Origin of the sequence: Frigoribacterium endophyticum, assembly GCF_011759585.1 — a bacterium.
In the GTDB taxonomy this organism is placed as follows: Bacteria; Actinomycetota; Actinomycetes; order Actinomycetales; family Microbacteriaceae; genus Frigoribacterium; species Frigoribacterium endophyticum.
Genome location: NZ_JAAOYV010000001.1, coordinates 802,444 through 828,040, shown reverse-complemented (window position 1 = coordinate 828,040; position 25,597 = coordinate 802,444). Strand labels below are relative to the sequence as shown.

General features: G+C 72.9%; 21 protein-coding genes. 11 read left to right on the top strand and 10 right to left on the bottom strand.

From position 1 onward, the window contains the following. Window positions 1–65 precede the first annotated feature (65 nt). Complete coding sequence (locus FHR77_RS03845) at window positions 66–758, top strand: YceI family protein (protein WP_167258899.1); 693 nt, start codon at window positions 66–68, stop codon at window positions 756–758. Here the strand turns inward: FHR77_RS03845 and FHR77_RS03840 are convergent. Continuing rightward, on the bottom strand, window positions 755–1,606 hold the full coding sequence (locus tag FHR77_RS03840; protein WP_167258898.1) for an NAD(P)H-hydrate dehydratase: 852 nt from the start codon (window positions 1,604–1,606) through the stop codon (window positions 755–757). The two genes, FHR77_RS03845 and FHR77_RS03840, sit on opposite strands and share 4 nt — an antisense overlap. A gap of 201 nt (window positions 1,607–1,807) precedes the next feature. On the opposite strand from FHR77_RS03840, the gene FHR77_RS03835 reads away from it, so the two are divergent. Further along, the gene (locus tag FHR77_RS03835) at window positions 1,808–2,881 is read left to right on the top strand and encodes an NADH:flavin oxidoreductase/NADH oxidase (RefSeq protein ID WP_208380577.1); all 1,074 of its coding nucleotides are present in this window, start codon (window positions 1,808–1,810) and stop codon (window positions 2,879–2,881) included. Between the two features lie 119 nt (window positions 2,882–3,000). Here the strand turns inward: FHR77_RS03835 and FHR77_RS03830 are convergent, their stop codons facing one another. The 3 genes from FHR77_RS03830 to guaB1 all read right to left on the bottom strand — a co-directional run bounded on the left by FHR77_RS03830 (window position 3,001) and on the right by guaB1 (window position 7,146). Beyond that, a complete protein-coding gene (locus tag FHR77_RS03830) occupies window positions 3,001–4,038 on the bottom strand; it encodes a hemolysin family protein (protein ID WP_167258897.1) in 1,038 nt (345 codons plus the stop codon). Then, window positions 4,035–5,567 (bottom strand): hemolysin family protein, encoded by a 1,533-nt coding sequence (locus FHR77_RS03825; protein ID WP_341777210.1) that lies wholly within the window; start codon window positions 5,565–5,567, stop codon window positions 4,035–4,037. Before FHR77_RS03825 ends, FHR77_RS03830 begins: the two co-directional genes overlap by 4 nt. A gap of 139 nt (window positions 5,568–5,706) precedes the next feature. Further along, a complete protein-coding gene (gene guaB1, locus FHR77_RS03820; RefSeq protein WP_167258896.1) occupies window positions 5,707–7,146 on the bottom strand; it encodes a GMP reductase in 1,440 nt (479 codons plus the stop codon). A 174-nt stretch (window positions 7,147–7,320) separates the two neighbouring features. Here guaB1 and FHR77_RS03815 point away from each other — a divergent pair, with 174 nt between their 5' ends. The 4 genes from FHR77_RS03815 (at window position 7,321) to FHR77_RS16565 (ending at window position 14,517) form a co-directional block, all read left to right on the top strand. After that, window positions 7,321–11,154 (top strand): multifunctional oxoglutarate decarboxylase/oxoglutarate dehydrogenase thiamine pyrophosphate-binding subunit/dihydrolipoyllysine-residue succinyltransferase subunit, encoded by a 3,834-nt coding sequence (locus tag FHR77_RS03815; RefSeq protein WP_341777209.1) that lies wholly within the window; start codon window positions 7,321–7,323, stop codon window positions 11,152–11,154. A gap of 125 nt (window positions 11,155–11,279) precedes the next feature. After that, window positions 11,280–12,350, top strand: a complete 1,071-nt coding sequence (locus FHR77_RS03810) for an acyltransferase family protein (protein WP_167258895.1) — start codon at window positions 11,280–11,282, stop codon at window positions 12,348–12,350. A 97-nt stretch (window positions 12,351–12,447) separates the two neighbouring features. Next, entirely contained in the window at window positions 12,448–13,026 is a 579-nt protein-coding gene (locus FHR77_RS03805) for a hypothetical protein (RefSeq protein WP_167258894.1), read from the top strand. 105 nt (window positions 13,027–13,131) lie between these two features. Beyond that, window positions 13,132–14,517, top strand: coding sequence for a LamG-like jellyroll fold domain-containing protein (locus FHR77_RS16565; RefSeq protein WP_167258893.1), 1,386 nt, complete (start codon window positions 13,132–13,134; stop codon window positions 14,515–14,517). 139 nt (window positions 14,518–14,656) lie between these two features. On the opposite strand, the gene FHR77_RS03795 is transcribed toward FHR77_RS16565, so the two are convergent. The 3 genes from FHR77_RS03795 to FHR77_RS03785 form a co-directional block, all read right to left on the bottom strand. Next, on the bottom strand, window positions 14,657–15,097 hold the full coding sequence (locus FHR77_RS03795) for a GNAT family N-acetyltransferase (protein WP_167258892.1): 441 nt from the start codon (window positions 15,095–15,097) through the stop codon (window positions 14,657–14,659). Window positions 15,098–15,190: 93 nt separating this feature from the next. Next, a complete protein-coding gene (locus FHR77_RS03790; RefSeq protein WP_056053738.1) occupies window positions 15,191–15,433 on the bottom strand; it encodes a zf-HC2 domain-containing protein in 243 nt (80 codons plus the stop codon). Next, window positions 15,430–16,188: a sigma-70 family RNA polymerase sigma factor gene (locus FHR77_RS03785; protein WP_167258891.1), complete on the bottom strand. Its 759-nt coding sequence runs from the start codon at window positions 16,186–16,188 to the stop codon at window positions 15,430–15,432. The genes FHR77_RS03790 and FHR77_RS03785 overlap by 4 nt, the downstream gene beginning before the upstream one ends. Window positions 16,189–16,296: 108 nt before the next feature. Here FHR77_RS03785 and aroA point away from each other — a divergent pair, with 108 nt between their 5' ends. The 4 genes from aroA to FHR77_RS03765 all read left to right on the top strand — a co-directional run bounded on the left by aroA (window position 16,297) and on the right by FHR77_RS03765 (window position 20,329). Beyond that, window positions 16,297–17,712 carry a 3-phosphoshikimate 1-carboxyvinyltransferase gene (gene aroA / locus FHR77_RS03780; RefSeq protein WP_167258890.1) on the top strand — a complete coding sequence of 472 codons (1,416 nt, stop codon included), beginning with the start codon at window positions 16,297–16,299 and terminating at the stop codon, window positions 17,710–17,712. A gap of 7 nt (window positions 17,713–17,719) precedes the next feature. Further along, window positions 17,720–18,847 (top strand): ribosome small subunit-dependent GTPase A, encoded by a 1,128-nt coding sequence (rsgA, locus tag FHR77_RS03775; protein WP_167258889.1) that lies wholly within the window; start codon window positions 17,720–17,722, stop codon window positions 18,845–18,847. A gap of 243 nt (window positions 18,848–19,090) precedes the next feature. Next, window positions 19,091–19,915 carry an inositol monophosphatase family protein gene (locus FHR77_RS03770; protein ID WP_167258888.1) on the top strand — a complete coding sequence of 275 codons (825 nt, stop codon included), beginning with the start codon at window positions 19,091–19,093 and terminating at the stop codon, window positions 19,913–19,915. A gap of 261 nt (window positions 19,916–20,176) precedes the next feature. Beyond that, complete coding sequence (locus FHR77_RS03765; protein WP_167258887.1) at window positions 20,177–20,329, top strand: hypothetical protein; 153 nt, start codon at window positions 20,177–20,179, stop codon at window positions 20,327–20,329. A gap of 81 nt (window positions 20,330–20,410) precedes the next feature. Here the strand turns inward: FHR77_RS03765 and FHR77_RS03760 are convergent, their stop codons facing one another. Continuing rightward, window positions 20,411–21,931, bottom strand: coding sequence for an MFS transporter (locus FHR77_RS03760; RefSeq protein WP_167258886.1), 1,521 nt, complete (start codon window positions 21,929–21,931; stop codon window positions 20,411–20,413). Between the two features lie 100 nt (window positions 21,932–22,031). Between FHR77_RS03760 and FHR77_RS03755 the strand changes: the two genes are divergently transcribed. Continuing rightward, window positions 22,032–22,913 carry a VanZ family protein gene (locus FHR77_RS03755; RefSeq protein ID WP_167258885.1) on the top strand — a complete coding sequence of 294 codons (882 nt, stop codon included), beginning with the start codon at window positions 22,032–22,034 and terminating at the stop codon, window positions 22,911–22,913. Window positions 22,914–23,124: 211 nt separating this feature from the next. On the opposite strand, the gene FHR77_RS03750 is transcribed toward FHR77_RS03755, so the two are convergent. Next, entirely contained in the window at window positions 23,125–23,658 is a 534-nt protein-coding gene (locus tag FHR77_RS03750) for a hypothetical protein (protein WP_167258884.1), read from the bottom strand. Between the two features lie 58 nt (window positions 23,659–23,716). Beyond that, window positions 23,717–25,519, bottom strand: a complete 1,803-nt coding sequence (locus FHR77_RS03745) for a DUF4012 domain-containing protein (RefSeq protein WP_167258883.1) — start codon at window positions 25,517–25,519, stop codon at window positions 23,717–23,719. Between the last annotated feature and the right edge of the window lie 78 nt (window positions 25,520–25,597).

Below are 25,597 nucleotides of genomic sequence, written 5' to 3'. Positions count from 1 at the left end.
ATCGTCGGAGCCCCGTGAGCCCCCGCGAGCCGACCCGCACCGAGCCGACCCCAGGAGACCCCGCCGTGAAGAAGACCACGAAGATCGCCCTCGCCGTCACCGCCGTCGTCGTGGTGGGACTCGGCGTCACCGCCGCCGTGGCCGGCCCCGCGTTCTACCGCGACGTCGTCGTCGGCGACCCGGACGCCGCGCCCACCGTCAGCGTGACCCCCGGCGCCACCACCGTCGACGTGAGCCAGGCCTCCGGCGACTGGTCGATCGGCGACGGCAGCAGCGCGGGCTACCGCGTCGACGAGGTGCTCAACGGCACCGACGTGACAGTCGTCGGCTCCACCGACGAGGTGACCGGCACCGTGACGGTCGACGGCACGACGATCACGGCGGCGACGGTCACGGTCGACGTCGCGAGCATCGCCACCGACAGCGCGAACCGCGACGGGTACTTCCGCGACGACGCGATGGAGGCCGGCACGTACCCGACGGCCACCTTCACCCTCACGCAGCCGATCGACGCCGCGGTGCCCGCCGACGGCGAGGTCGCCAGCGTCGAGGCCACCGGCGACCTGACGATGCACGGCGTGACGCAGAGCGTCACCGTCGACCTCCAGGCGGCCCTCTCGGGCGACGGGGTCCAGGTCAGCGGGTCGATCCCCGTGACCTTCTCCGACTACGGCGTCGACGCCCCGAGCTTCGGCTTCGTCCAGGTGGAGGACGCCGGGTCGGTGGAGTTCCTGGTCGCGGCGACCCCCGCGGGCTAGCGCCCCGCGACCAGCTCGGCGATGGTCGCCGGCAGGGCGTGCACCAGCCCCAGCACGGTGAGCGGCCCGCCCGCACTCGCCCGCGACGCGGCGAGGCCGTGCACGACCGCCGCCGTCGCCGCCAGCCGGGCCAGCGCCTCCGCGTCGTCGGCGACCTCGTCGGCGTGGGTGGCGACGAGGGCCCCCAGCACGCCGCCGAGCGCGTCACCGGCCCCCGCCGTCGCGAGCCACGACGGGGCGCTGGCCGCGACCAGGCGCGTCCCGCCCGGCGAGGCGACGTACGTGAGGTGCCCCTTGACGAGCACCGTGCAGCCCCAGGTCTCCGCCGCCCGCGCGGCGGCGCCGGCGGGGTCGGCCTCTACGTCGTCGAGCTCCTGCCCCGACGCCGCCGCCAGCTCACGGAAGTGCGGGGTGAGGACGACGGGCCCCGTGGCCCGCTCCCGCAGCGACAGCGCGCCCGCGTCGAGCACGAGCGGCAGCCCCGAGGAGGCGGCGGTGCGGAAGCCCTCCGCCGTCTCGTCGTCGAGGTGGTCGCCGTCCACCCCCGACCCGAGCAGCCACGCCTGCACGCGGCCGATGCCCGTCACGGCCTCGGGCCGCCGGTGCAGCACGAAGTCGGCGGCGCGGCGGGGCCCCACGTAGCGGAGCATCCCCACCCCCGTGTGCAGCGCGGCCTCGACGCCGAGCACGGCGGCCCCCGGGTACGACGACGACCCGGTCACGACGCCGAGCACGCCGCGGCTGTACTTGTCGTCGTCGGGGCGGGGCACCGCGATCTCGCCCGCGGCGTCGGAGGGGGTCCAGTCGGTGAAGTCCTGGGAGTCGGTGGAGTCGGTGGAGTCGGTCACCCCTCGACGCTAGACCGGCTCTCCCCCGCCACGCCCGGGCGGGCGGCCGGGGGAACACGGCGCGCCGGCGCCGCGTTGGCGACCGAGGGACGATCGAGGTCGTCCCCCTCCGACTCGAAAGGCGATGACATCCCCGTGACGTCCGACACCAGCGTGACCACCGACTCCCCCCGCACGGCCCCGGCCGACGGCGCCCCCGGCCTGTTCGACCCGATCACCCTGCGCGGCACCACCTTCCGCAACCGGCTCTGGGTGGCGCCGATGTGCCAGTACAGCGTCGACCGTGAGGACGGCGTGCCCACCGACTGGCACCTCGTGCACCTCGGCGCGCTCGCCCGGGGAGGCGCCGGCGCGGTCATCAGCGAGGCCACCGCGGTCGTGCCCGAGGGCCGCATCTCGCCCCAGGACACCGGCCTCTGGAACGACGAGCAGGTCGAGGCCTGGAAGCCCGTGACGGCGTTCGTCAAGGGCCAGGGCTCCGTGCCCGGGGTCCAGCTCGCCCACGCGGGCCGCAAGGCGTCGACCTTCCGCCCCTGGAGCGACGTGCAGGGCACCGTGCCCGCGAACGAGGGCGGCTGGCCGACGGTCGCGCCCTCGGCCGTCGCCTTCGAGGGCTACGACGAGCCGCGCGAGCTGACGCACGACGAGGTCGTCGGCCTCGTCGAGGCGTTCCGCGCCGCCGCCCGTCGCTCGGTCGAGGCCGGCTTCGAGCTGATCGAGCTGCACGCGGCGCACGGCTACCTGCTGCACCAGTTCCTCTCGCCGCTCAGCAACCAGCGCACCGACGAGTTCGGCGGCTCGCTCGAGAACCGCGCGCGCCTCCTGCTCGACGTGGTCCGCGCCGTGCGGGCCGAGGTCGGCGACGGCTACCCGCTGCTCGTGCGCTTCAGCGCCACCGACTGGGCCGAGGGCGGCTGGGACGAGGACGACACCGCGACCGTCGCCGCGTGGTCGCGCGAGGCCGGCGCCGACTTCTTCGACATCTCGACGGGCGGCCTCGTCGCCGGCGTGAGCATCCCCGTGGGCCTCGGCTACCAGGTGCGCTTCGCCGAGCACGTCCGTCGCCAGGCCGACGTCGAGACCGGCGCCGTGGGCCTCATCGTCTCCGCCCGCCAGGCCGACGAGGTCATCTCCTCGGGCCAGGCCGACGTCGTGCTCATGGCCCGCGAGTTCCTCCGCGACCCGCACTTCCCCCTCCGAGCCGCCGCCGAGCTGGGCGTCGAGCTCGACTACGTGCCGGCGCAGTACCAGCGCGCGCCGTTCCGGGTGAGCTGACCCCGGCAGCCGCTCCGCGCCTCCGGCACCGGACGACGACGGCCGCCTCGATCTCTGGATCGGGGCGGCCGTCGTCGTGCACCGTGCAGGAGGCGGGGGCACGACCGCCGGAGCGCCCGCTACGAACGCCGGGTCGCGTCCTGGACCTCGCCGATGAGCTCCTCGAGGATGTCCTCGAGGAACAGCACGCCCTGCGTCGCCCCGTGCTCGTCGAACGAGCGGGCGACGTGCACGCCGCTGCGGCGCATGGTCGCGAGGGCGTCCTCCAGCTCGGTGCCGCGGTAGATCGAGATCAGCTGACGGATCCGCTTCGGCGGCACCGGGTCGTGGAACTCGTCGACGTCGAGGTCGATGACGTCCTTGAGGTGCAGGTAGCCCGTCGGGTCGCCGCCGTCGTCGACGAGCACGTAGCGCGAGAAGCCGTTCTGGGCGACGGCGCGCTCGACGTCGGACGGCGTCGCGTCCTCCGGCAGCGTGACGAGGCCCGACATCCGCACCGCGACGTCGTCGACGGTCTTCTCGGTGAACTCGAACGCGGCCTGCACGGTGCCGCTCGCGTCGGTGAGCGTGCCCTCGCGCTGTGACTGCGCGACGATCGTCGCGACCTCGTCGACCGTGAACGCGCTGGCCGCCTCGTCCTTCGGCTCCACCTTGAAGGCCCGCAGCACGGCGTTCGCCGACCAGTTGAGGGCGACGACCACGACGTGGAAGACGCGGGCGATCGCGACGAGCGGCGGGGCGAGCAGCAGCGCGGCCCGGTCGGGCAGCGAGAACGAGATGTTCTTCGGCACCATCTCGCCGAGCACCACGTGCAGGAACGACACGAGCACCAGCGTGATGACGAAGCCGACCACGCTCACGAGCTCCTCGCTGAGGCCGGTGAGGCCGAGCGGGCCCTCGAGCAGGTGGTGGATCGAGGGCTCCGACACGTTGAGGATGAGCAGCGAGCAGATCGTGATGCCGAGCTGCGTCGTCGCGAGCATCATCGTCGCGTGCTCCATCGCCCAGAGCGTCGTCTTGGCGGCGCGGCTGCCCGCCTCCGCCTTCGGCTCGATCTGGGAGCGACGGGCGCTGATGACGGCGAACTCCGCCGCCACGAAGAAGGCGTTGCCCATCAGCAGCAGCACGAGCCAGACGATGCCGAGCCAGTCGCTCATCGGGCGTCCTCCTTCGTCGTCGTCGTGGTCGTGCCGGTGCCGGTGCCGGCGCCGCGCCCCGCGGCCCGGGCGGCGGCCGCCGCCGTGGCGGCCCGGGTCGCCCGATCGGTGCGGGTGGCGGGCCCGCCCGGCCCGCGGGCGTCGTCGTGCGCTCCCTGGCGCGCGTCGGCGATCTGCGACGAGCCGGCCCCGGTCCCGGAGGCGCGGTCAGCGTCACCGGCCTCGCCCGCCTCGTCGTCCGGGGTGGGGGTGAAGCGGATGCGGTCGATCCGGCGACCGTCGAGGCGCTCGACCCGGAACGTGCCCGAGTCGCTCTCCACGACGTCGCCGACGACGGGCAGGCGGCCGAGCTCGCTCATCAGCCAGCCGCCGACGGTCTCGTAGGGGCCCTCCTCCGGCACCTTGACCGACGCCCGCTCGAGCAGCTCGTCGGGGCGGAGCAGGCCCGGGAAGGTCAGCCAGTTGCGCGAGCGCACCACGTCGACGCGGCTGCGGTCGTGCTCGTCGGAGACCTCGCCGACGAGCTCCTCGATGAGGTCCTCGAGGGTGACGACCCCGGCGGTGCCGCCGTACTCGTCGACGACGACGGCCATCTGGTAGCCGCGGCCGCGCACCTCGGCGAGGAGGTTGTCGAGGGTCATCGTCTCGGGCACGCGGACGGCGTCGGTCTGCAGCGCCGACACGGGCACGTCGGCCCGCTTCTCGCGCGGCACGGAGACGGCCTGCTTGACGTGCACCAGGCCGACCACGTCGTCGATGCCGTCGTCGGTGACCGGGAAGCGCGACAGGCCCGTGCGGCGTGCGAGCTCGAGCACCGTCTCGGCGGAGTCCGTCCGCGTGACCGTCGACAGGCGGGGGCGGGGCGTCATCACGTCGGAGGCGGTGTGGTCACTGAAGGCCAGGGTGCGCGCCAGCAGGGTCGCGGTGTCGGTGTCGAGGCTGCCCTCGAACGCCGAGCGGCGGACGAGCGACGAGAGCTCCTCGGCGGTGCGGGCGCCCGAGAGCTCCTCCTTCGGCTCGATGCCGATCGACCGGAGGATGGCGTTGGCCGTCTCGTTGAGCAGCCGCACGGCGGGCTTGAACACCGTGGTGAAGCCGACCTGGAAGGGGATGACCAGCTTCGCCGTGCGCAGCGGCAGGGCGAGGGCGAAGTTCTTGGGCACGAGCTCGCCGATGATCATCGACAGGAGGGTCGCGACGACGATCGAGACGATCGGCGCGCCGACGTCGACGACCGGCTCGGGCACGCCCACCGCGTTGAGCGGCGGCTCGAGCAGCCGCGAGATCGCGGGCTCCATCGTGTAGCCGGTCAGCAGCGTCGTCAGCGTGATGCCGAGCTGGGCGCTGGAGAGGTGGGTCGAGGTGATGCGGAGGGCGCCGATGGTCGGGCCCAGGCCCTTCTCGCCCTTCTGCTCACGGGCCTCGAGGTCGGACCGGTCGAGGTTGACGAGGCTGAACTCGCTGGCCACGAACAGGCCGGTGCCGACGGTGAGCAGCAGGCCGATGCCGAGGAGGATCCACTCGTTCACGAGGAGCGGTCACCCCGCTCGGCGGGGAGATGGTGGGAGGGTGCGGTCGTCTGGGACGGAGGGTCATCCATAGGCGTGCGATCCTACCGCGCGCGGGCGCTCGCGCCCCCACCTGTCGAGCGGACGCGGGCCGCGTCCGCTACCAGCTGACCGGCAGCGCCTTGCCCTCCTCGTACCCCGCCGCCGACTGGACGCCGACGAGGGCCCGCTCGGCGAACTCGGGCAGGGTCGTCGCGCCGGCGTAGGTGAACGAGCTGCGGACGCCGGAGGTGATCATGTCGAGCAGGTCCTCGACGCTGGGGCGGAGCGGGTCGAGGTAGATGCGCGACGACGAGATGCCCTCGGCGAAGAGCGTCTTGCGGGCGAGCTCGTAGGGGTCGAGCCGCTCGAAGCGGCCCTGCACGGCCTTCGTCGAGGCCATGCCCCAGCTGTCCTTGTAGAGCCGGCCCTCATCGTCGGCCGCGAGCTCGCCGGGGGCCTCGATCGTGCCCGCGAACCACGAGCCGATCATGACGGAGGCGGCGCCCGCGGCGAGCGCGAGGGCCACGTCGCGGGGGTACCGCACCCCGCCGTCGGCCCAGACGTGGGCGCCCAGCGCGCGGGCCGCCGCGGCCGTCTCGAGCACGGCCGAGAACTGGGGGCGGCCGACCGCGGTCATCATGCGGGTGGTGCACATGGCGCCCGGGCCGACGCCGACCTTCACGATGGAGGCCCCGGCGGCGACGAGGTGGCGCACCGCCTCCTCGGTGACGACGTTGCCGGCGGCGATCGGCAGGCCGAGCCCGAGGCCCGCGACCGACTTGATGGCCCGGATCATGCCGTCCTGGTCGCCGTGCGCGGTGTCGATCACGAGCACGTCGACGCCGGCGGCGGCGAGCGCCCGCGCCTTCTCGGCGACGTCGCCCGTGATGCCGACGGCGGCGGCCACGCGGAGGCGACCCCCGGCGTCGAGGGCCGGCCGGTACAGCGTGCTGCGGAGCGCGCTCTTGCGGCTGACCGTGCCGATGACGCGGCCGTGGCGGAGCACCGGCGCGAAGTCAATCTCGGCCGCGACCATGCGGTCGAAGGCGGCGCGCGGCCCGTCGACGTCGTCGGCGTCGAGGGAGGTGAGGGCGCCGTGCAGCAGGTCGCCGAGCACGGCGTCGCGGGGCGCGGTGCCGAGGCGGGAGGCGGCGATGCAGCCGAGGTACGCGCCGGTGCCGTCGTGCAGCACGATGCCGTGGCCCTCGACGGCCGGGACGCTGCGGAGGGCCGTCTCGACGGTCTCGCCCGCGTCGAGCGAGTAGGGGGTGTCGTAGTCGACCGGCTGGGCCTTCACCCACCGGATGGCCGCGTCGAGCTGCTGCAGCGGCATGTCCTGCGGCAGGACGCCGAGCCCGCCGCGTCGGGCGAGGGTCGCCGCGAGGCGGGGCCCGGTGACCGAGTTCATGTTCGCCGAGACGATCGGCAGCGTGGCGCCGGTGCCGTCGCCCGGGGCGAGGCTCACGTCGAGGCGGCTCGTGACCGACGACCTGCTGGGCACGAGGAACACGTCGGAGTACGTCAGGTCGTGGGTCGGCGTCGTCTCGTAGAACCTCATGGCTCCACGGTAGCTCTCCTCGACCGCGCTGACTCCGTGGGATCCGGGCCCGCCGGTGGGGCGCCTCCTGCGGGTCGCCCTGCCCGCGCTCGGTCGGATGCGCTTAAGCTGGGGCACCGTGGGCGGCGCTGCCCACGCACTGATCAACAATCAACGGAGAGTGGGCGATCGGCTGTGACGAGCCACGTGACGGGAACGACCGACGAGGGTGCCTTCGGCGCCAACGAGTGGTTGGTCGACGAGCTCTACGAGCAGTGGCTGGTCGACAAGAACGCGGTCGACGAGTCGTGGTGGCCCGTCCTCGAGGCGTACACCCCCGCCGACGGCGGAGGCACCCCGGCCGGAGGCGCCGCCGACGCCGCCTCCGCCCCGCAGTCCGCCGGCGCAGCGACCAGCACGCCCGCCGCGCCGGAGCCCGCCTCGACCGAGGGCGGCCAGGCCCAGGTCCCCGACGAGGTCGCCGGCGCCCCCGGCCAGGACGAGCCCGCGGCCCCGGCCCCCGCCCCGGCCGCGCCCGCCGGCAAGAAGGCGGCGAAGACCACGTCGGTGGAGCCCTCCGCGAAGCCCATCCCCGCCGACTCGCCCGCCAAGGCGCCGGAGCCGAAGCGCCCGGCCGCCGAGCCCACGCCGGAGCCCGAGGCCGTGGTCACCCCCCTCCGCGGCATGGCGAAGTCGCTCGCGACCAACATGGACGCCAGCCTCACGGTGCCCACCGCGACCAGCGTCCGCACCGTCGCGGCCAAGCTGATGATCGACAACCGCATCGTCATCAACAACCACCTGAAGCGCGCCCGCGGCGGCAAGGTGTCGTTCACGCACCTCATCGGCTGGGCCCTGGTGCAGGCGCTCAAGGAGTTCCCGAGCCAGAACGTCTTCTACGACGAGGTCGACGGCAAGCCCTCGGTCGTCACTCCCCCGCACATCAACCTCGGCCTCGCGATCGACATCCCGAAGCCGGACGGCACCCGTGCCCTCCTGGTGCCCGGCATCAAGAAGGCCGACGAGATGACCTTCGCCGACTTCCTGTCGGCCTACGAGGACGTCGTCCGCCGGGCCCGCGACAACAAGCTCACGGCGGCGGACTTCCAGGGCAACACGATCTCGCTGACCAACCCGGGAGGCATCGGCACCGTCCACAGCGTCCCGCGCCTCATGAAGGGGGCCGGCTCGATCATCGGCGCCGGCGCTCTCGACTACCCGGCCGAGTTCCAGGGCACGTCGTCGAAGACCCTCGTCGAGCTCGGCATCGGCAAGACCGTGACGCTGACGAGCACCTACGACCACCGCGTCATCCAGGGCGCGGGCTCCGGCGAGTTCCTCAAGAAGGTCAACGAGCTGCTGATCGGGCAGCGCGGCTTCTACGAGGAGATCTTCGCGGCCCTCCGCATCCCGTACGAGCCCATCCACTGGAACGCGGACATCAACGTCAACCTCGCCGAGCGCGTGGGCAAGACGGCGCGCGTGCAGGAGCTCATCAACAGCTACCGCGTGCGCGGCCACCTGATGGCCGACATCGACCCGCTCGAGTACCGCCAGCGGACCCACCCCGACCTCGCCATCGAGAGCCACGGGCTGACCTTCTGGGACCTCGACCGCGAGTTCGTCACGGGGGGCCTCGGGGGCCGCACCTCCGCCCTGCTGCGCGACATCCTCGGCATCCTCCGCGACTCCTACTGCCGCACGATCGGCGTCGAGTACATGCACATCCAGGACCCTGCGCAGCGGGCCTGGGTGCAGCAGCACGTCGAGGTGCCCTACGTGAAGCCGTCGCACGACGAGCAGATGCGCATCCTCGCCAAGCTCAACGAGGCCGAGGCCTTCGAGACCTTCCTGCAGACGAAGTACGTCGGCCAGAAGCGCTTCAGCCTCGAGGGCGGCGAGTCGGCGATCGCCCTGCTCGACACGGTCATCCAGCAGGCCGCCCGGGAGGGCCTCGAGGAGGTCGCGATCGGCATGGCCCACCGCGGCCGCCTCAACGTGCTGACGAACATCGCCGGCAAGACGTACGGCCAGATCTTCCGCGAGTTCGAGGGCACGCAGGACCCGAAGACGGTCCAGGGTTCCGGCGACGTGAAGTACCACCTCGGCACCGAGGGCGAGTTCACGAGCGCGACCGGCGAGACCATCCCCGTCTACCTCGCGGCTAACCCCTCGCACCTCGAGGCCGGCGACGGCGTGCTCGAGGGCATCGTCCGCGCGAAGCAAGACAGAGGGCCGAAGGGCGTCTTCGCCACGCTGCCCGTGCTGGTGCACGGCGACGCGGCCATGGCCGGCCAGGGCGTCGTGGTCGAAACGCTGCAGATGTCGCAGCTGCGCGGCTACCGCGTGGGCGGCACCATCCACGTCGTGATCAACAACCAGGTCGGCTTCACCACCCCGCCGTCGGAGTCGCGCACCTCGGTCTACTCGACCGACGTCGCGAAGACGATCCAGGCGCCGGTCTTCCACGTCAACGGCGACGACCCCGAGGCCGTGGCGCGCGTCGCCGAGCTCGCGTTCTCGTACCGCCAGCAGTTCAAGCGCGACGTCGTCGTCGACCTGGTCTGCTACCGCCGCCGCGGCCACAACGAGGGCGACGACCCGTCGATGACGCAGCCGCTGATGTACAACCTGATCGAGGCCAAGCGCAGCGTCCGCACCCTGTACACCGAGGCGCTCGTCGGCCGCGGCGACATCACACAAGAGGAGTACGACGGCGCCCACCGCGACTTCCAGGACCGCCTCGAGCGGGCCTTCGCCGAGACGCACGCGGCCCAGACCGGGTCGATGCCGGTGGTCACCGACGACGCGGGCGACGTCGACGACCTCGAGCGACCGGTGTCGCAGCGCGACGACTGCACCGGCGAGCCCGAGACGACCGGGGTGTCGCTCGACCTCATCCACGCGATCGGCGACGCGCACGACAACCCGCCCGAGGGCTTCTCCGTGCACCCGAAGCTGTCGCAGCTGCTGCGCAAGCGCGTCGACATGAGCCGCGCCGGCGGCATCGACTGGGCCTTCGCCGAGCTGCTCGCGATGGGCTCGGTGCTCACCGAGGGCACGCCCGTCCGGCTCGCCGGCCAGGACAGCCGTCGCGGCACCTTCGTGCAGCGCCACTCCGTGCTGCACGACCGCGAGAACGGCCAGGAGTGGCTGCCGCTGCAGAACATCACCGACGACCAGGCGAAGCTCTGGATCTACGACTCGCTGCTCAGCGAGTACGCGGCGATGGCCTTCGAGTACGGCTACTCGGTCGAGCGGGCCGACGCGCTGGTGATGTGGGAGGCGCAGTTCGGCGACTTCAGCAACGGCGCGCAGACCGTCATCGACGAGTTCATCTCGAGCGCCGAGCAGAAGTGGGGCCAGCGCTCCAGCGTCGTGCTGCTGCTGCCGCACGGCTACGAGGGCCAGGGCCCCGACCACTCGTCGGCGCGCATGGAGCGCTTCCTGCAGCTCTGCGCGGAGGACAACATGACCGTCGCGCGCCCCTCGACCCCCGCCTCCTACTTCCACCTGCTGCGCCGCCAGGCCTACGCCCGGCCGCGGCGCCCGCTCGTCGTCTTCACCCCGAAGGCGATGCTGCGGCTGCGCGGCGCGACGAGCGGCGTCGACGCGTTCACCTCGGGCCGCTTCGAGCCGGTGCTCGACTGCACGCGGGTCTCCGACCCGTCGGCGACGAAGCGCATCGTGCTGCACTCGGGCAAGATCCACTACGACCTTACGGCCGAGCTCGACAAGCGCGGCGTCGGCGACGACGTCGCCCTCGTGCGCCTCGAGCAGCTCTACCCGCTGCCGCTGGAGCGGATCCGCGAGGTGCTGTCGCGCTACCCGCAGGCCGAGCTGGTCTGGGCCCAGGAGGAGCCCGAGAACCAGGGCGCCTGGCCGTTCGTCGTGCTCGAGCTGCAGAAGCACCTCGACCGCCCGATCCGGGTCGCGTCGCGCCCCGCCTCGGCGTCGCCGGCGGCCGGCTCGACGAAGGCCAGCGCGGCGCAGCAGGCCGAGCTGATCGCGGCGGCGCTCACGCTGTAGCGCCGTCGGGGTGAAGCCCGCCGACCACGGCGGACGAGACGGAGGGTGACGTCGGCCGAGCCGACGTCGCCCTCCGTCGTGCCGGGCGCCGGGTGCCGAGGAGGCGCGGGGCGACCCTGATGCGCATGCCCGCTCCCCGAGACCCCGCCTCCCCCACCCGCCTCGCCCCGCTCGACGACGCACCTCCTGCCGCTCCCCGACCCTCGGCGCCACGCTCCGGAGCGAGCCGGCCGCCCCGGCAGGTCGGCGTGGACGTCGCCCGGGGCCTCTGCGTGCTGCTCGTCGCGCTGCACCACGCGATCCTCTACCCGGCCGACGTGCCGGAGTGGCTGCGCGACGTGACTATCGCCCTCGCGCCGTTCCGGATGCCGCTCCTGATGTTCCTCTCGGGGGCCCTGGTGCCCGCGACCGTCGGTCGTGGGGCCCGGTCGTTCCTGGTCGCTCGCGCCCGGAGCGTCCTGTGGCCCCTCGTCGTGTGGGGCGCGGTCATCGTCGCCGTCGACGTCGCCCGGGGCATCGCCCTGGGCCGGCTGGACGAGGCCGTCGCGGACACCACGTCGCACCTGCCGTGGGGCACCTGGTTCCTGGCCTACCTGCTCATCTTCGGGGTGGTGGCCCTCCTGGCCCGACGACTCCACCCCGGTCTCCTGGCCGCGGGCGCGGCGCTCGCGTCGCTGACCGTGCCCGAGCTCCCCGGCGACCTGCCCGGCCGGTTCTGGGCCATGGCCGTCTTCTTCTTCCTGGGCGTCTGGTCGGGCCGTCGACCCGACGCCCTCCGTCGGGCCTGCGGATCACGGGGCGCCGTGCTGGTGAGCGCGGTCCTGGTCGCCGCGACGGCGGCCGTGGCGGTCGCGCTGGGGGGCGACTCGCCCGCCTTCCAGCCGTGGGCAGCGCTGCCGGTCGCCGGGTCGTTCGTCGCGCTCGTCGCGGGTGCGACCTGGCTCGGTCGTCGACGGGTCGGCCGCTTCCCCGCGCTCGTGGGCGGACGGAGCATCACCTGGTACCTGCCGCACACCATCGGGGTCAAGGCGGGGCACGACCTCAGCGTGGCGCTCGGAGCGCCTCCGCTCGTGGAGGTCGCCCTCTGCCTGCTCGGCGCCCTCTCGATCGGCGCCGTCCTCCACCTCGTGGTCACGCGGTGGCCGCGGGCGGACGTGCTCTTCCGGTGGCCGCGCCGGACGGCTCCCGGGCGGTGATGCGCTGAGCGGTTGTCAGGATATGGAATGTCACGTAGCATGTCAGATGCGACATCCCCTCACCACGACCGGCCCCCGCCGCTGACGAAGGACTCCCATGCACCTCTCCGCCCGCTCCACCCGCCTCGCGGCGTTCGCCGCCCTCCCCCTCGCCGTCGTCATCAGCGGCGTCGTCGTCGGCACCAGCTCGTACGCCGCTTTCTCCGACACCACCGAGAACGCCGGCAACAGCTGGGCGACCGGCAAGGTCGCGATCAGCGACGACGACGAGGGCCAGGCGCTCTTCGAGGTCGCCGGCCTGCTGCCCGGCGACACCGGGTCGAACTGCCTCACCGTCACGGCCGACACGAGCGCTCCGAGCACGGTGCAGCTCTACACGGCCGACACCACCGACCTCGACGAGCTCGGGTCGTCGCTCGTCGTCGTCGTCGAGCGCGGTGACGAGGGAGCGACCTGCGAGGGGTTCATCTCGGATTCCGAGCCCCTCTTCGGCGGCACCCTGGCCGAACTTGCCGCCTCCACCTCCTTCGCCGACGGCGTGGGCGACTGGAGCGTGCCCGCGGGCACGACCGACTCCCTGTGGCGGGTCACGTACCACCTCGCCGACGGCGCGACGAACGCCGCGCAGGAGGCGGAGGCGACGACGACCTTCGTCTGGGAGGCGCAGAACGACTGAGCCACGGCGCGCCGGCGGCGGCCGAGTGCCCCGCCGGCACGCGCCCGCCGCCGCCCCGACCGCCGTCCTCCCGACCCGCGCCCGCCCGACACCCGAGGGATCCCCGTGCCCCACCCCGTCCGCTCCTGCCCGGGAGACCTGCCCGTGGTCGCCCTCGCGACGGCGGCCCGCACCGCGCTCTGGACGGTCGCCCTGCTCGCCCTGTGGCGCGTGCTCCCCGCCGCCGGGTGGGCGGTGACGACGGTCGCGAGCGACTCGATGGCACCGCGCCTCCGCACCGGCGACGTCGTCGCGGCCGTGCCGATCGACGGCGCCGACGCGGTGCCGGGACAGGTGCTCCTCGTCGACGACCCCGACCACGCCGACCGCCTGCGACTGCACCGGCTCGTCCGCACCGGCGACGAGGGGCTGCGCCTCCGGGGCGACGCGAACGCCGCCGACGACAGCAGCCCGGTCTCCCCGGCCGCCGTCCACGGCGCGGGCGTGCTGCGCGTGCCGGCCGTGGGCCTGCCCGGCGTCTGGCTGCGACAGGGCGCCGTCGCGCCGCTCCTGCTGCTCGTCGCGGCGGCGTCGGTGATCTCGGTGCTCGCGCGCGCCGACCGCGACGTCCGGCAGGGGCTGCCCTGCCGCCGCTGCGGCGCTCCGCGGTGGGAGACCGACGCGCCCTCCGTCGGGGAGCCGGCCCGCGCCTCCGGCCCGGTGCGCCTCGCCGCGGGTGCGCTGGTCGTCGTGGCGGTCGCCGCCGCAGGCACGACGAGCGACGCCGCCTTCTCGGCGACCACAGGGTCGGCGGTCACGGCCTCGACCGAGACCTTCCCGTGCTTCGGCGGCCCGCTGCTCGACGACCCCGTGCTGGCCTGGGGCTTCTCGGAGCCGCGGGGCGGCGACGTCCGCGACGAGAGCGGTCACGGGCACCTCGGCCGGTCGGCCTCCGGCCCGGTGCGGAACGACGCTCCCTGCGACGGCGACCCGTCGATGAGCCTCGACGCCCCGGACGCCCGCGTGCAGAGCACCGTGGTCGGCCCCGCGCCCTCGACCTTCTCGGTCGAGGCGTGGTTCCGCACCGAGAGCGCCGGCGGGAGGATCGTCGGCTACAGCTCGAGCACCTCCGCCGCGTCGCCCTACAAGGACCGCCACCTCTACATCGGGGCCGACGGCACCCTGCACTTCGGCGTGCAGGGGTCGAACGACTTCCGCTTCGCGCTCGGCGGGCGGAGCGTGGTGACCGACGGCGAGTGGCACCACGCCGTCGGCACGTCCCGGCCCGGCAGCACGGAGCTCTGGCTCGACGGCGAGCTGCAGGGCAGCCGAGCAGACGCCCGCGCCCTCAAGGTCTACGACGGGTCGTGGCGGGTCGGCCGCGAGTCGCTCGCCTCGTGGGCCGGCGAGCCGGCCGACTACACCCTCCGGGGCGACGTCGACACGGTGCGGGTGTACGACACCGCGCTCGACGCGGCCGCGGTGGCCGCCCACCACGCCGCGGGGCGCTGAGCGCGGCGCTGGCAGGGTGGGCGGGTCCCCGTCCTCCGCGGCGGGTCAGCGCCGACCCGCCGGGGAGGACCAGGACCCGCCGCACCCTCTCGGCGCCGCACCCTCTCGGCGCCGCGCCCGCGAGGACGGTGCCCAGCCCTCAGACGAGCTTCGAGTACCGCACGCCCGCCTCGTGGTACCCGCGCTTGCGGTAGAACCGGTGCGCCGAGTCGGTGGCCGCGGCCGACACCGCGTCGAGCGTCCGGGCGCCGTGCCCGCGGGCCCACCCCTCGAAGTGGCCGAGCAAATACGACCCGAGGCCGTCGCCGCGGGCGGCGTCGGCGACCACGAGCAGCAGCAGCTGGGCGGTCGGGGCGTCGGCGTTGTACGCCCACGTGACGTGCGCGCCGGCCACCGCCGAGACGCGCCCGGCCGCGTCACGGACGACCCACGTCTCGTGGCCGGCCTCCGCCGTGAGGCGGGCCAGGCGGGCCGACAGCACGTCGGCGTCGAGGGCGTAGCCCAGCGAGCTGATCAGCGAGACGAGGTCGTCGAGGTCGTCGGGCGTCGGGGTGCCGAGCACCTCCACCGTGGCGGTCATGACGCCGACGCTAGCGCAGTGCCGCGGTGCGTGACGACGGTGCGCCGGGGGGCTGCGGTGCCGGGGAGCCGGCCCGCGACTCCCCGAGGTCGGTCAGTGCTGGGCCTGGAGGGCCCGCAGCCGCGCGAGCACCGTCGAGCGGAGGTCTTCCGGGGCCGTCTCGCGGCACGCGCGCTGCACGGCCTCGGTGAGCACCTCGCCCACCTTGCGCTCGCCCGCGCAGTCGGCGCAGTTCGCGATGTGCTCGCGGATGTCGGCCGCGTCTTCACGGCACAGCTCGCCGTGGAGGTACTCCTCGAGCTCGGCCTTGGTCTTGTCGCACCCGCAGTCGGTCATCGCTTGCTGCCCTTCGTCGTCGTGCCGGCCGGCACCGCGATGCCGCGGTCGCGTGCGTAGTCGGCGAGGAGGCCTCGGAGGAGGCGGCGACCACGGTGGAGGCGGCTCATGACCGTGCCCACGGGGGTCTTCATGATGTCGGCGATCTCCTGGTAGGAGAAGCCCTCGACGTCGGCGAAGTAGACGGCCATGCGGAAGTCCTCCGGGACCTTCTGCAGGGCGTCCTTCACGGCGCTGTCGGGGAGGTGGTCGATCGCCTCGGCCTCGGCCGAGCGCGTGGAGCCGGAGGTGCGCGTCGCCGACTCGGCGCCGCCCATCTGCCAGTCCTCGAGCTCGTCGATGGTGCCCTGGTAGGGGTCGCGCTGCTTCTTGCGGTACGTGTTGATGAACGTGTTGGTCTGGATGCGGTACAGCCAGGCCTTCAGGTTGGTGCCCTGCTGGAACTGCCGGAAGGCGGCGAACGCCTTGACGAACGTCTCCTGCACGAGGTCGGAGGCGTCGGCCGGGTTGCGCGTCATGCGCATCGCGGCGGCGTAGAGCTGGTCCATGAACGGCAGCGCCTGCTCCTCGAAGAGGGAGCGGAGCTCGGCCTCGCCCGGAGGCGTCGCCTCGGCCTCGGCGGGGCCGGCCTCGTCGGCGCCGGCCTCGCCCGTGGCCCCGTCGGTCGCGGGGGCGACGACGGCTCGCTCGGGAACGGGCGCAGCGGCGGTCGCGCTGGTCGCGGGGGTGGGCTCGTCGCCCTCGGGGGTGATCATCAGGGCCGATTCTAGTTCGGCCACGGTGATGCGCCCCGGAAGCGTCATCGGTGCAAGTGCTGTGGGCACACGTCCTCCAGGTCGTCGCTGCATTACCCTGGTGAACCGATGCAGGTGTACAGGTATTCCGCGCCCGAGTTCTCCCCCTACGACGACGGCCGCGTGCCCGAGGCGGACCCGGGGCGCTGGGTCGCGCCGCGGGCGGCCGGGCCGCTCCGCGCCTCCCTCTCGCTGCCCGGGTCGAAGTCGCTGACGAACCGCGAACTCGTGCTGTCTGCGCTCGCCGCCGGCCCCTCCCGCCTGCGGGCGCCGCTGCACTCGCGCGACACCGCGCTGATGATCCAGGCCCTGCGGTCGCTCGACACGACGATCGACGAGGTCGAGTCGGGCGAGCCGTTCGGCCCCGACCTCGAGATCACCCCCGGCGAGCTGCAGGGCGGCGTCACCGTCGACTGCGGCCTGGCCGGCACCGTCATGCGGTTCCTGCCCCCGGTCGCCGCGCTGGCCCTCGGCCCCGTCACGTTCGACGGCGACGAGTCGGCCCGCCGCCGCCCGATGGCGACCACGGTCGCGTCGCTGCGGGCGCTCGGCGTCGAGGTGGCCGACGACGGCCGCGGCTCGCTGCCCTTCAGCGTCCACGGCACCGGCGAGGTCGAGGGAGGCGCGGTCGAGATCGACGCGTCCGCCTCCAGCCAGTTCGTGTCGGGGCTGCTGCTCTCGGCCCCGAGCTTCTCGCAGGGCCTGACCCTCACCCACACCGGCGAGAGCCTGCCGAGCATGCCCCACATCGAGATGACGATCGACGCCCTCGCGCAGCGCGGCGTCGAGGTCGCCTCGCCGTCGGCGGGCGTCTGGGAGGTGCCCGCCGGCCCGATCGCGGGTCGCGACCTCGTCATCGAGCCCGACCTCTCGAACGCGGCGCCCTTCCTGGTCGCGGCGCTCGTCGCGGGAGGCACGGTCTCGATCGCCCACTGGCCCGCCGAGACGACGCAGGTCGGCGCCGACCTGATCGAGCTGCTGCCCCTCTGGGGCGCGACCGTCACGCTCGAGGGCGACGTGCTCACGGTCGACGGCGGCGACGGCCTGATCGGCGGCGGCTCGCTGCCCGGGGTCGACGTCGACCTGTCGCGCGGCGGCGAGCTCGCCCCGGCGCTGGTCGCCCTCGCGGCCCTGGCCTCCGGGCCGAGCACGATCACGGGCATCGGCCACCTCCGCGGCCACGAGACCGACCGTCTCGCGGCCCTCGCGAGCGAGATCAACGCCCTCGGCGGCCGGGTGACCGAGCTCGACGACGGGCTGCACCTCGAGCCCTCCCCCCTGCACGCCGGCCAGTGGCGCTCGTTCGAGGACCACCGCATGGCGACGGCCGCCGCGATCATCGGCCTCGCGGTCGACGGCGTCGAGGTCGACGACGTGCGCGTGACGGCGAAGACGCTGCCGCAGTTCACGGAGCTGTGGAGCGAGCTGCTCGGTCGCCGGGTCAGCGAGCGACCCGCCGACATCGACCTGCTCGGCTTCCTGTAGGCCCGGCATGAGCTGGTGGAGCGACGTCGAGGGCGACGCGGACGACGAGGCCTACGGCGAGTACGACGAGAGCTCGGTGCGCGTGCGCCCGAACCCGAAGGCCAACCGACCGCGCACGAAGCAGCGGCCGGCGTACGACCAGGCCGAGGAGGGCGTCGTCTGGACCGTCGACCGCGGCCGCTACGGCGTGCTGATGGACGCCGGCACCCCCGACGAGCGCGAGATCACGACCGCCAGGGCCCGCGAGCTCGGCAAGAAGAGCGTCGTGACGGGCGACCGCGTCGGCGTCGTCGGCGACACGAGCGGGGCCGAGGGCTCGCTCGCCCGCATCGTCAAGGTGCAGGAGCGCACGACGCTGCTGCGCCGGAGCGCCGACGACAGCGACGCCGTCGAGCGCGTGATCGTGGCGAACGCCGACCAGATGCTGATCGTCGTGGCCGCGGCCGACCCCGAGCCGCGCCCCCGCCTCGTCGACCGCTACATGGTCGCGGCGTTCGACGCGGGCGTCGAGCCCATCCTCTGCATCACGAAGACCGACCTCGCCGACCCGGCGCCGTTCGCCGCGCACTTCGCGTGCCTCGACCTGCGGATCGTGACGACCACCTCCACGTCGTTCGACCCGCTGCCCGACGGCTCGCCGTCGCCCGTGCTCGACGAGCTGCGAGAGCTGCTCGACGGCCACGTGACGGTGACAGTGGGGCACTCGGGCGTCGGCAAGTCGACGCTCGTCAATGCGCTGACCGGTTCGCAGCGCGAGGTCGGCGTGGTGAACGCGGTGACCGGCCGCGGGCGGCACACGTCGTCGTCGACCGTGTCGTTCAAGGTGCCGAGCGGCGGCTGGATCGTCGACACCCCCGGTGTGCGGTCGTTCGGCCTCGGCCACGTCGACCCCGAGAACATCCTCAAGGCGTTCGCGGCGCACGCGCTGCCCGCCGACGGGCCCGCGCCCGACGGGATCCCCCTCGCCGAGGCCCACGACTGGGAGATCGTCGACCGCGTCGAGGCCGGCGAGCTCGGCGAGACCGGGCGCGAGCGGCTGCGGTCGCTGCAGACGCTGCTCGCCTCGAAGGGCGGAGTCAGCGGCCGCGACCAGGCCGCGCGCGACGACGACGCCCGCGGCGACGAGCAGCCGTAGCCCGTCCGCGCCCTGGGGTGCGGCCCACCGAGCACGTGCGGACCGACCCGTCCGGGGGCTGCTGGCTGCAAATGCCGACCGATGCGGGTCTGAGACCCGGAAAAGCACCTGTTTTGAGGCTCATCGTTCTCGTTCTGTCGGCATTTGCTGCGAAGAGGGGGTCGAGGAGGCGCGGTGCGGGCCGGGCGGGACGGGCCAGTCGGAGGCGCGGTGCAGGCCGGCCGCGCTCGGTACGCTGGCGAGGTGACCGACCCGACCCGCGACTCCTCGTCCGCTGCCGACCCGAGCGGCTCGGCCGAGTGGGCCGACGACCTGCGGCTGGCGCTGCAGCTCGCCGACGCGGCCGACGCGATCAGCACCGAGCGCTACCGCTCGGCCGACCTGCACGTGTCGCTGAAGCCCGACCGCACGCCCGTGACCGACGCCGACCAGGCCGTCGAGCGGGCGATCCGGGCCGGCATCGAGGCCGAGCGCCCCGACGACACCTTCTTCGGCGAGGAGTACGGCGACGACGGCGCCTCGCACCGCCAGTGGATCGTCGACCCGATCGACGGCACGGCGAACTTCCTGCGCGGGGTGCCGGTGTGGGCCACGCTGATCTCGCTCGTCGTCGACGGGGTGCCGGTGCTCGGGGTCGTGAGCGCGCCGATCCTCGGGCGGCGCTGGTGGGCGACGCGGGGCGGCGGGGCGTTCTCGTCCGAGCACGGTGCCGCTCCCCTGCGGGTGTCAGGGGTGAGCGACCTCGCCGATGCGTCGCTGAGCTACAACGGCCTCGAGTACTGGCGTGACGCCGGCCGGCTCGACCAGCTGCTCGACCTCACCGGCCGGGTCTGGCGAACGCGGGCGTACGGAGAGTTCTGGTCGTACATGCTCGTCGCCGAGGGCAGCGTCGACGTGGCGGGCGAGTTCGGGCTCGAGCCGTACGACATGGCGGCGGTCATCCCGATCGTCGAGGAGGCGGGGGGCCGGTTCTCGAGCGCCGACGGCAGGCCGGGCCCGTGGCACGGCAGCGCCCTCGCGACCAACGGCCTGCTGCACGACGGGGTGCTCGGAGTCGTCGCGGGCTGACGGTCGCCACCCGGCGCCCGGCCTCATCCCTCCGGACTAGCTCGCGCCTCGGCAGTCCCATCCCCCGGGGTGATGCCGTGCGTCGAGGCGACCGCTTGACTGGCCGCAGGTCGACGCCGCACCCCGGAGGGGTCCTGTCCACGGACGGGCCGGCGCACCAGGGGCCCCGCGGCTCGCCTGCCCTGAGGGCGGGCCGCGGGGGCTCCGTCAACGCCGGGGGCGCCGCCCACGGCGACGTCACCGCCTCGTGAAGGAGCCCCCATGCCCGTCGTCACCGCCGCCTCCGTCGTCTCCGCCTCGACCAGCACGATCAGCGCCGTCGACCCGGCCGCCGTCGACCTTCCGGCCACGCTCGACGTCGACATCACCGCGTGGCTCGTGGCCGCGGCGGCGTCCTCGCCTGCGACCGCCTGACGCCTGGTCCAGCAGCGCCCCTCGACGCCTGACACCGAGGCGTGATCACGGGCCCACCCACCGCACCCGGCGCAGCTGACCTCAGGAGGCGCTGGCTGCCTCCCCCACGCGCCCCTGCTTGCGGGCACGAAGGTCGAGCAGCGCCAGCACGAGCGCGACCGCCACGAGGGCGATGGTGACGAAGAACCCGCTGCGGTAGGCCGCGTGGTAGACGTCGAGCGACGCGTCAGAGCCAGCGCCGGCGATGACCGAGTAGAAGGTCGAGACCGCGGCCGCCGTGCCGATGGCGGTGCCGGCACGCTGGCCGACCTGGCCCATGGAGCCGGCGACGCCGCCCATCTCGACCGGCACCTCCGCCAGGGTCAGGGTCTGGTTGGGCGAGATGACGAAGCCTCCGCCCGCTCCCGCGACGAGCATGCCGACGCCCATGGCGTAGGGCGTGATCTCCTGCGGGGTGAGCACCGCGGCGAGCAGCAGCAGCACGAAGCCGCTGGCGACGAGGGCGAGGCCGAGCACCACGAGGCTGCGGCCGTACTTGTCGACGATGCGGCCGCCGTAGAACGCGGCGACGGCCGAGGTGAGGGCGAACGGGATCGTCACCATGCCGGCGTAGACGGGCTCGAGCCCGAGCCCCTGCTGCAGGTAGAGCGTGGTGAGGAGGAAGGTCGCGGGCAGCGCGCAGAAGTACACCGTCGCGATGAGGGTGCCGTTGCGGTACGACGCGAGCGAGAACAGCGAGAAGTGCACGACGGGTGACTTGCCGCGGGCCTTGTAGCGCTGCTCCCAGGCGACGAAGGCGGCGCCGAAGCCGACGAACCCGATGAGGAAGAGCCAGCGGAGGGGCTCGTCGCCCTGGCCGGTGGTCAGCACGAACGGCAGCATCAGCGTGAGGATGGTGAGGCCGAGCAGCACGATGCCGACGAGGTCGAGCTCGTTGTGGCCGCTCGGGGCGGTCGTCGCCCGGGGCAGCAACTTGAGGGCGAAGACGATGGCGACGATGCCGAGGGGCACGTTCATCCAGAAAAGAAGGCGCCAGCCGTCCTGGTCGCCGCCGATCGCTATGAGCAGGCCGCCGAGGGTCGGGCCGAAGGCGGTCGAGATGCCGATGACGGCGCCGAAGAGCCCGAAGGCGCGACCGCGCTCCTTGCCCTGGAAGAGCTGCTGTACGAGCCCCAGCACCTGGGGCATCTGGATGCCGGCCGCGACCCCCTGGAGGATGCGCGCGACGACGAGCAGCTCGATGCTCGGGGCGAGGGCGCAGAGGATGCTCGCGATCGTGAACGCGCTCAGCCCGATGACGAACATGAGGCGGCGCGACTTGAGGTCGCCGAGGCGGCCGGAGGGCACGAGCGAGAGGCCGAAGGCGAGGGCGTAGCCCGCGACGATCAGCTGCAGGGCGGTCGGCCCGGCGCCGAGCGAGGCCTCGATGCTCGGCAGGCCGACGTTGACCTTCGACAGGTCGAGGATGGTGAGGGCGGCGACGCCGACGCAGACGCCGAACGCCTGCCACTTCTGGCGGTCGGTGATCTGCCCCGTGGGGTCGGAGGCCGCGGGCGCTCCGTCGGAGTCGCGGGCAGAGGAGGAGTCGGATGCGTTCGTCATGGGATGCTCCTGTCTTACACCTGTCGGTCGCCGCTGCCCCGCCGTCGAGGCGCGGCGCTCCCCGGCGCGGTCGCAGGCGGACACCGCTACCGTGGGCCGGATGACGACGCGACGGCTGCGGACGACCGCGGCCCGTCTGCTCGCGGCCTGGCTCGTCGTGCTCGCCCTCGTCGGGTCGTCCGTCGCCCTCGTCCCGGCCGTCGCCGAGGTGGCGCGGTCGACCTGGGCCGACGTGCTCGCCTCGACGCGGCCGATCGGCCTGCTCACCATGTCGGACGGCTACACGCAGGTGGCCGCGATCGCGCTGGCGCTCGCACCGCTCCTCCCCCTGGCCGACGTCGCCACGAGCCTCCGTCGGCGACGGGCGCTGCTGCGCCTCGCCGCCGTGCTGGGCGTCGTGGCGATCGTGGTGCTGACGGCGGCGACAGCGGGAGGCGCGGTGCCGGTCCGCGCCCGCCTCACCTCCCTGACGGTGGCCGTCGCGGTCGGGCTCGCGCTCGGTGCCCTGATCAGCGCGGCGCTCCGCCCCCTGCTGGGCGCTCACCCTGCCGGAACGCCCGGCCCCGCGACGCGGCGCCTCGCGGTCCGATCAGCGCTCGGCTACGGCGCGTTCGTGGCGCTCGTCGCCTTCACGTCGAGGCCGGTCGACAGCGGGGTGACTCCCCTGCTCGTGCGGGCGCTCGACCGGCTGCACACCGTCGGATTCCCCGCGTGGATGAGCTACAGCGCCGTGGAGTTCACGGCGAACACCGTCTTCTTCGTGCCGGTCGGGCTGATCGTGGTGCTGCTGGTCGGCCTGCGCCGCTGGTGGTGGGGCGCCGTGGCAGGGTTCGTGATCAGCGGCAGCGTCGAGCTCGGCCAGCTGCTCTTCCTCCCCGACCGGTTCGCCTCGCTCGACGACCTGCTCGCGAACTCGACGGGGGCACTGCTCGGAGCCCTCGTGGGGGTCGTGTTGCTAGGGCGGCTCGCTCGGCGATCGTGACGGGGTCCGTCCGCCGAGAGAACGGCAGAGGGCAGACGAACAGCTGACGCCAACACTGTTCAGGGCGAAAAGGACGGTCTGCTGCCTGGCCACACGACTCCCCCAGTGCCACCCGAGGGGCACTCGGCCGCGCTGACGCAAGTGACCGCCTCTGTCTCGGGAACGACGAAGGGCCCCGGCAGAAGCCGGGGCCCTTCGGGGTGATCTGGAGTTACGCGTTGTTGCGCGCGCGGCGCTGCAGCGTGACGACGACCATCAGCGCGATGCCGAGCATAAGGGCGCCGGCGGCGGCCCAGATGACGAGCGTCGGGACGGTCGAACCCGTGAAGGCGAGGCCACCGGCGTTGTTGGAGCCAGCGGCGGGGGTGCCGTCAGCGGCGACCACGGTCAGCGCGGCGGGCGCCACGTTGCCGGAGGTGAGGCCGGTCGCGGTCAGCGAGTAGGTGCCACGCGCCGAGGTGGGCAGCGTGACGGCGACGCGAGCGGCACCGTTGGCGTCGGCGGTCTTGACGAGCGTCGTGGTCTCGATGGCGGCCAGCGTGACGCGACCCTCACCGGTGACGGCGAAGCTGACGTTCTCACCGGCAATGAACGAACCGTTGACGATGGTGACGTTGATGGTGCCACCAGCGGCGACGGTGCCCTGCACCGTGACGTTGGTCGACGGGACGTAAGCCTGGGCAGCGGCCGGACCAGCGAAAACGCCGGCGACCACGAGCAGAGCTGCGGCGATGATCTTCTTCATGGGTTCCCCTAAGTGGATAGGCGCCCCAGTGACTTCCCCTGCGGAATGAGACGCAGGCTCAGGTTAGCGGAGATTCACAGGTAACGCTTACCTGTTGTGTTTCCGGAAGGTTAACGATCGGGGTCGTCTCGAGCTGCGCCGCGCCAGTCGTAGTCGGCCCGCCGAGGAACGACATCTTGATCGTCGTGCTTTGTCCTGGTGAGAGGGTGGTCTGCAGCTGGACGACCGCATGGCCGGAGTCTGTCGCGGTCTGTACACCGGCAGGTTGACCATCGACTGCCGCCTCCATGAACACCCCCTCACTGGGGGCATAGACGGCGAGGTTGGTGCTGATCTGGCCCGGGGGAATGCCAAAGTTCCCGTCTCCCGTGACGTACGGCGGCAGCGACGCCGCGGCGTCGGCAGGTGCGTCGTTCCGGAGGGTGACCTCAACGACGTAGGTGGAGCGCCCGTCCTGCCGGCAGACCTCCTGCCCGACTCCGAAGTCCGCGCCGAGGTAATAGTCCATCTTCGCCCCGGTGCCGTCGTTGAGGTACATGCCAAAGCGGGGCTGCGACGGCGTGCTCGTCGGAAGCTGGCCCGCGAGCGTGGTCTCCGCGATGCGGGCCTGCTCGTCAGGGTCCGCGCTCCATAGGTAGATGCGGCGTTCGTCGCCAGCCCGGGTGAGCGCCGACACAAGCGTTTTGGGGTCGAGTGAGCCCGACGCCACGGCGGAGAACACGCCCGACGCGGTTCCGGCGAAGAAGAGGTCCTGCTGGGCCGGTTCCTCGTAGCGGGAGTACGCCTCGCTGAGCAGCAGCGGGACGACGTTGTCCGAGGTGAGGACGTCGCCGGTCGGCAAGGTGATGGGCCCGGTCGCGGCCATGAGGTAGCTGAGGGCGACGGGATCCATGGAGAGGACCCCGTCTACGGTCGTGCCGAACTGCCGCTTCCACATCTCGCTCGCGAGTTGCGCGCTCAGGGGGAACTGAGGAGTGAGGTTTACGTCCTGGATGTACTGACCGGTGATGGCGCCGTACAGTCCCTCCGTCTCTGGAGGCAACGGCAGTACAGGAGCGTCAGCTCGAGGGAAATCGCTCGATGACGCCTGCTGAACGAGGCTGAGTCTCCCATCCTCGACGTGCAAGAGAGCGACAGCGCCAGGTATGCCCCCGGTAGCCCGGACCTCGGCGTTGTTCTGGAAGAGAATCAGGTAATCCCGCGGGCCGTTCGCCCCCATCATGGCCGGCGCGAGATCCACGGCTCGCGCCACGACGTCGATCTGAGTGGTGGCCTTGCTCAGGACATCAACGAGTTGGGCCACCGCGTCTTTTATCGGCTCGACCGTGGCGGAGGCGTCGATGTTCCTTGCGTTGCCAAGCTCGGCCTTGAGGGTCTCATCGGCTCCACCCACCGCGGGTGCGACCTTGATCAACGGCTGTAGATCGATCGCACCGTTCTGGGGTTTGAAGGCGTCGACGCCGACATCGTCGGCTATGCCTGCCACAGGAACGATCGCGTCACTCGCTACATTCGAGAGGACCTCTGAGACTTCCCTGACCGCGCGCAGATCGTCCCCCACGAGCGGGAGCCGTTCCGCCGCCCGCCACACTAAGTCGCTCGTGAGGTCACGCGCAGCGTCTACGTCGACCTCAAGTTCCCGAGCCGATACGAGCGCAGCGGCAGGGTCGCTGCCGGCAAGGTCCGACTGAACGCGATCAGCCGACGTCACTGCCGCTCTGAGGTGCTGTGAAGCCAGAACACCCCTGACGCCCACCCACGCCACGGCCCCGAGTACGACGACGAGACCTGTGACTACGACCCACCTCGCCACTCGCCACGTCGATCTCGGCGATGACTCCTCGACGTGAGCTGCTGACATGACCACATTCAAACACGACACCACAGCGTCCCAGCTTTGGGACTACTTCAGACCCTGGTCGAAAAAGGCAGTAGGCAA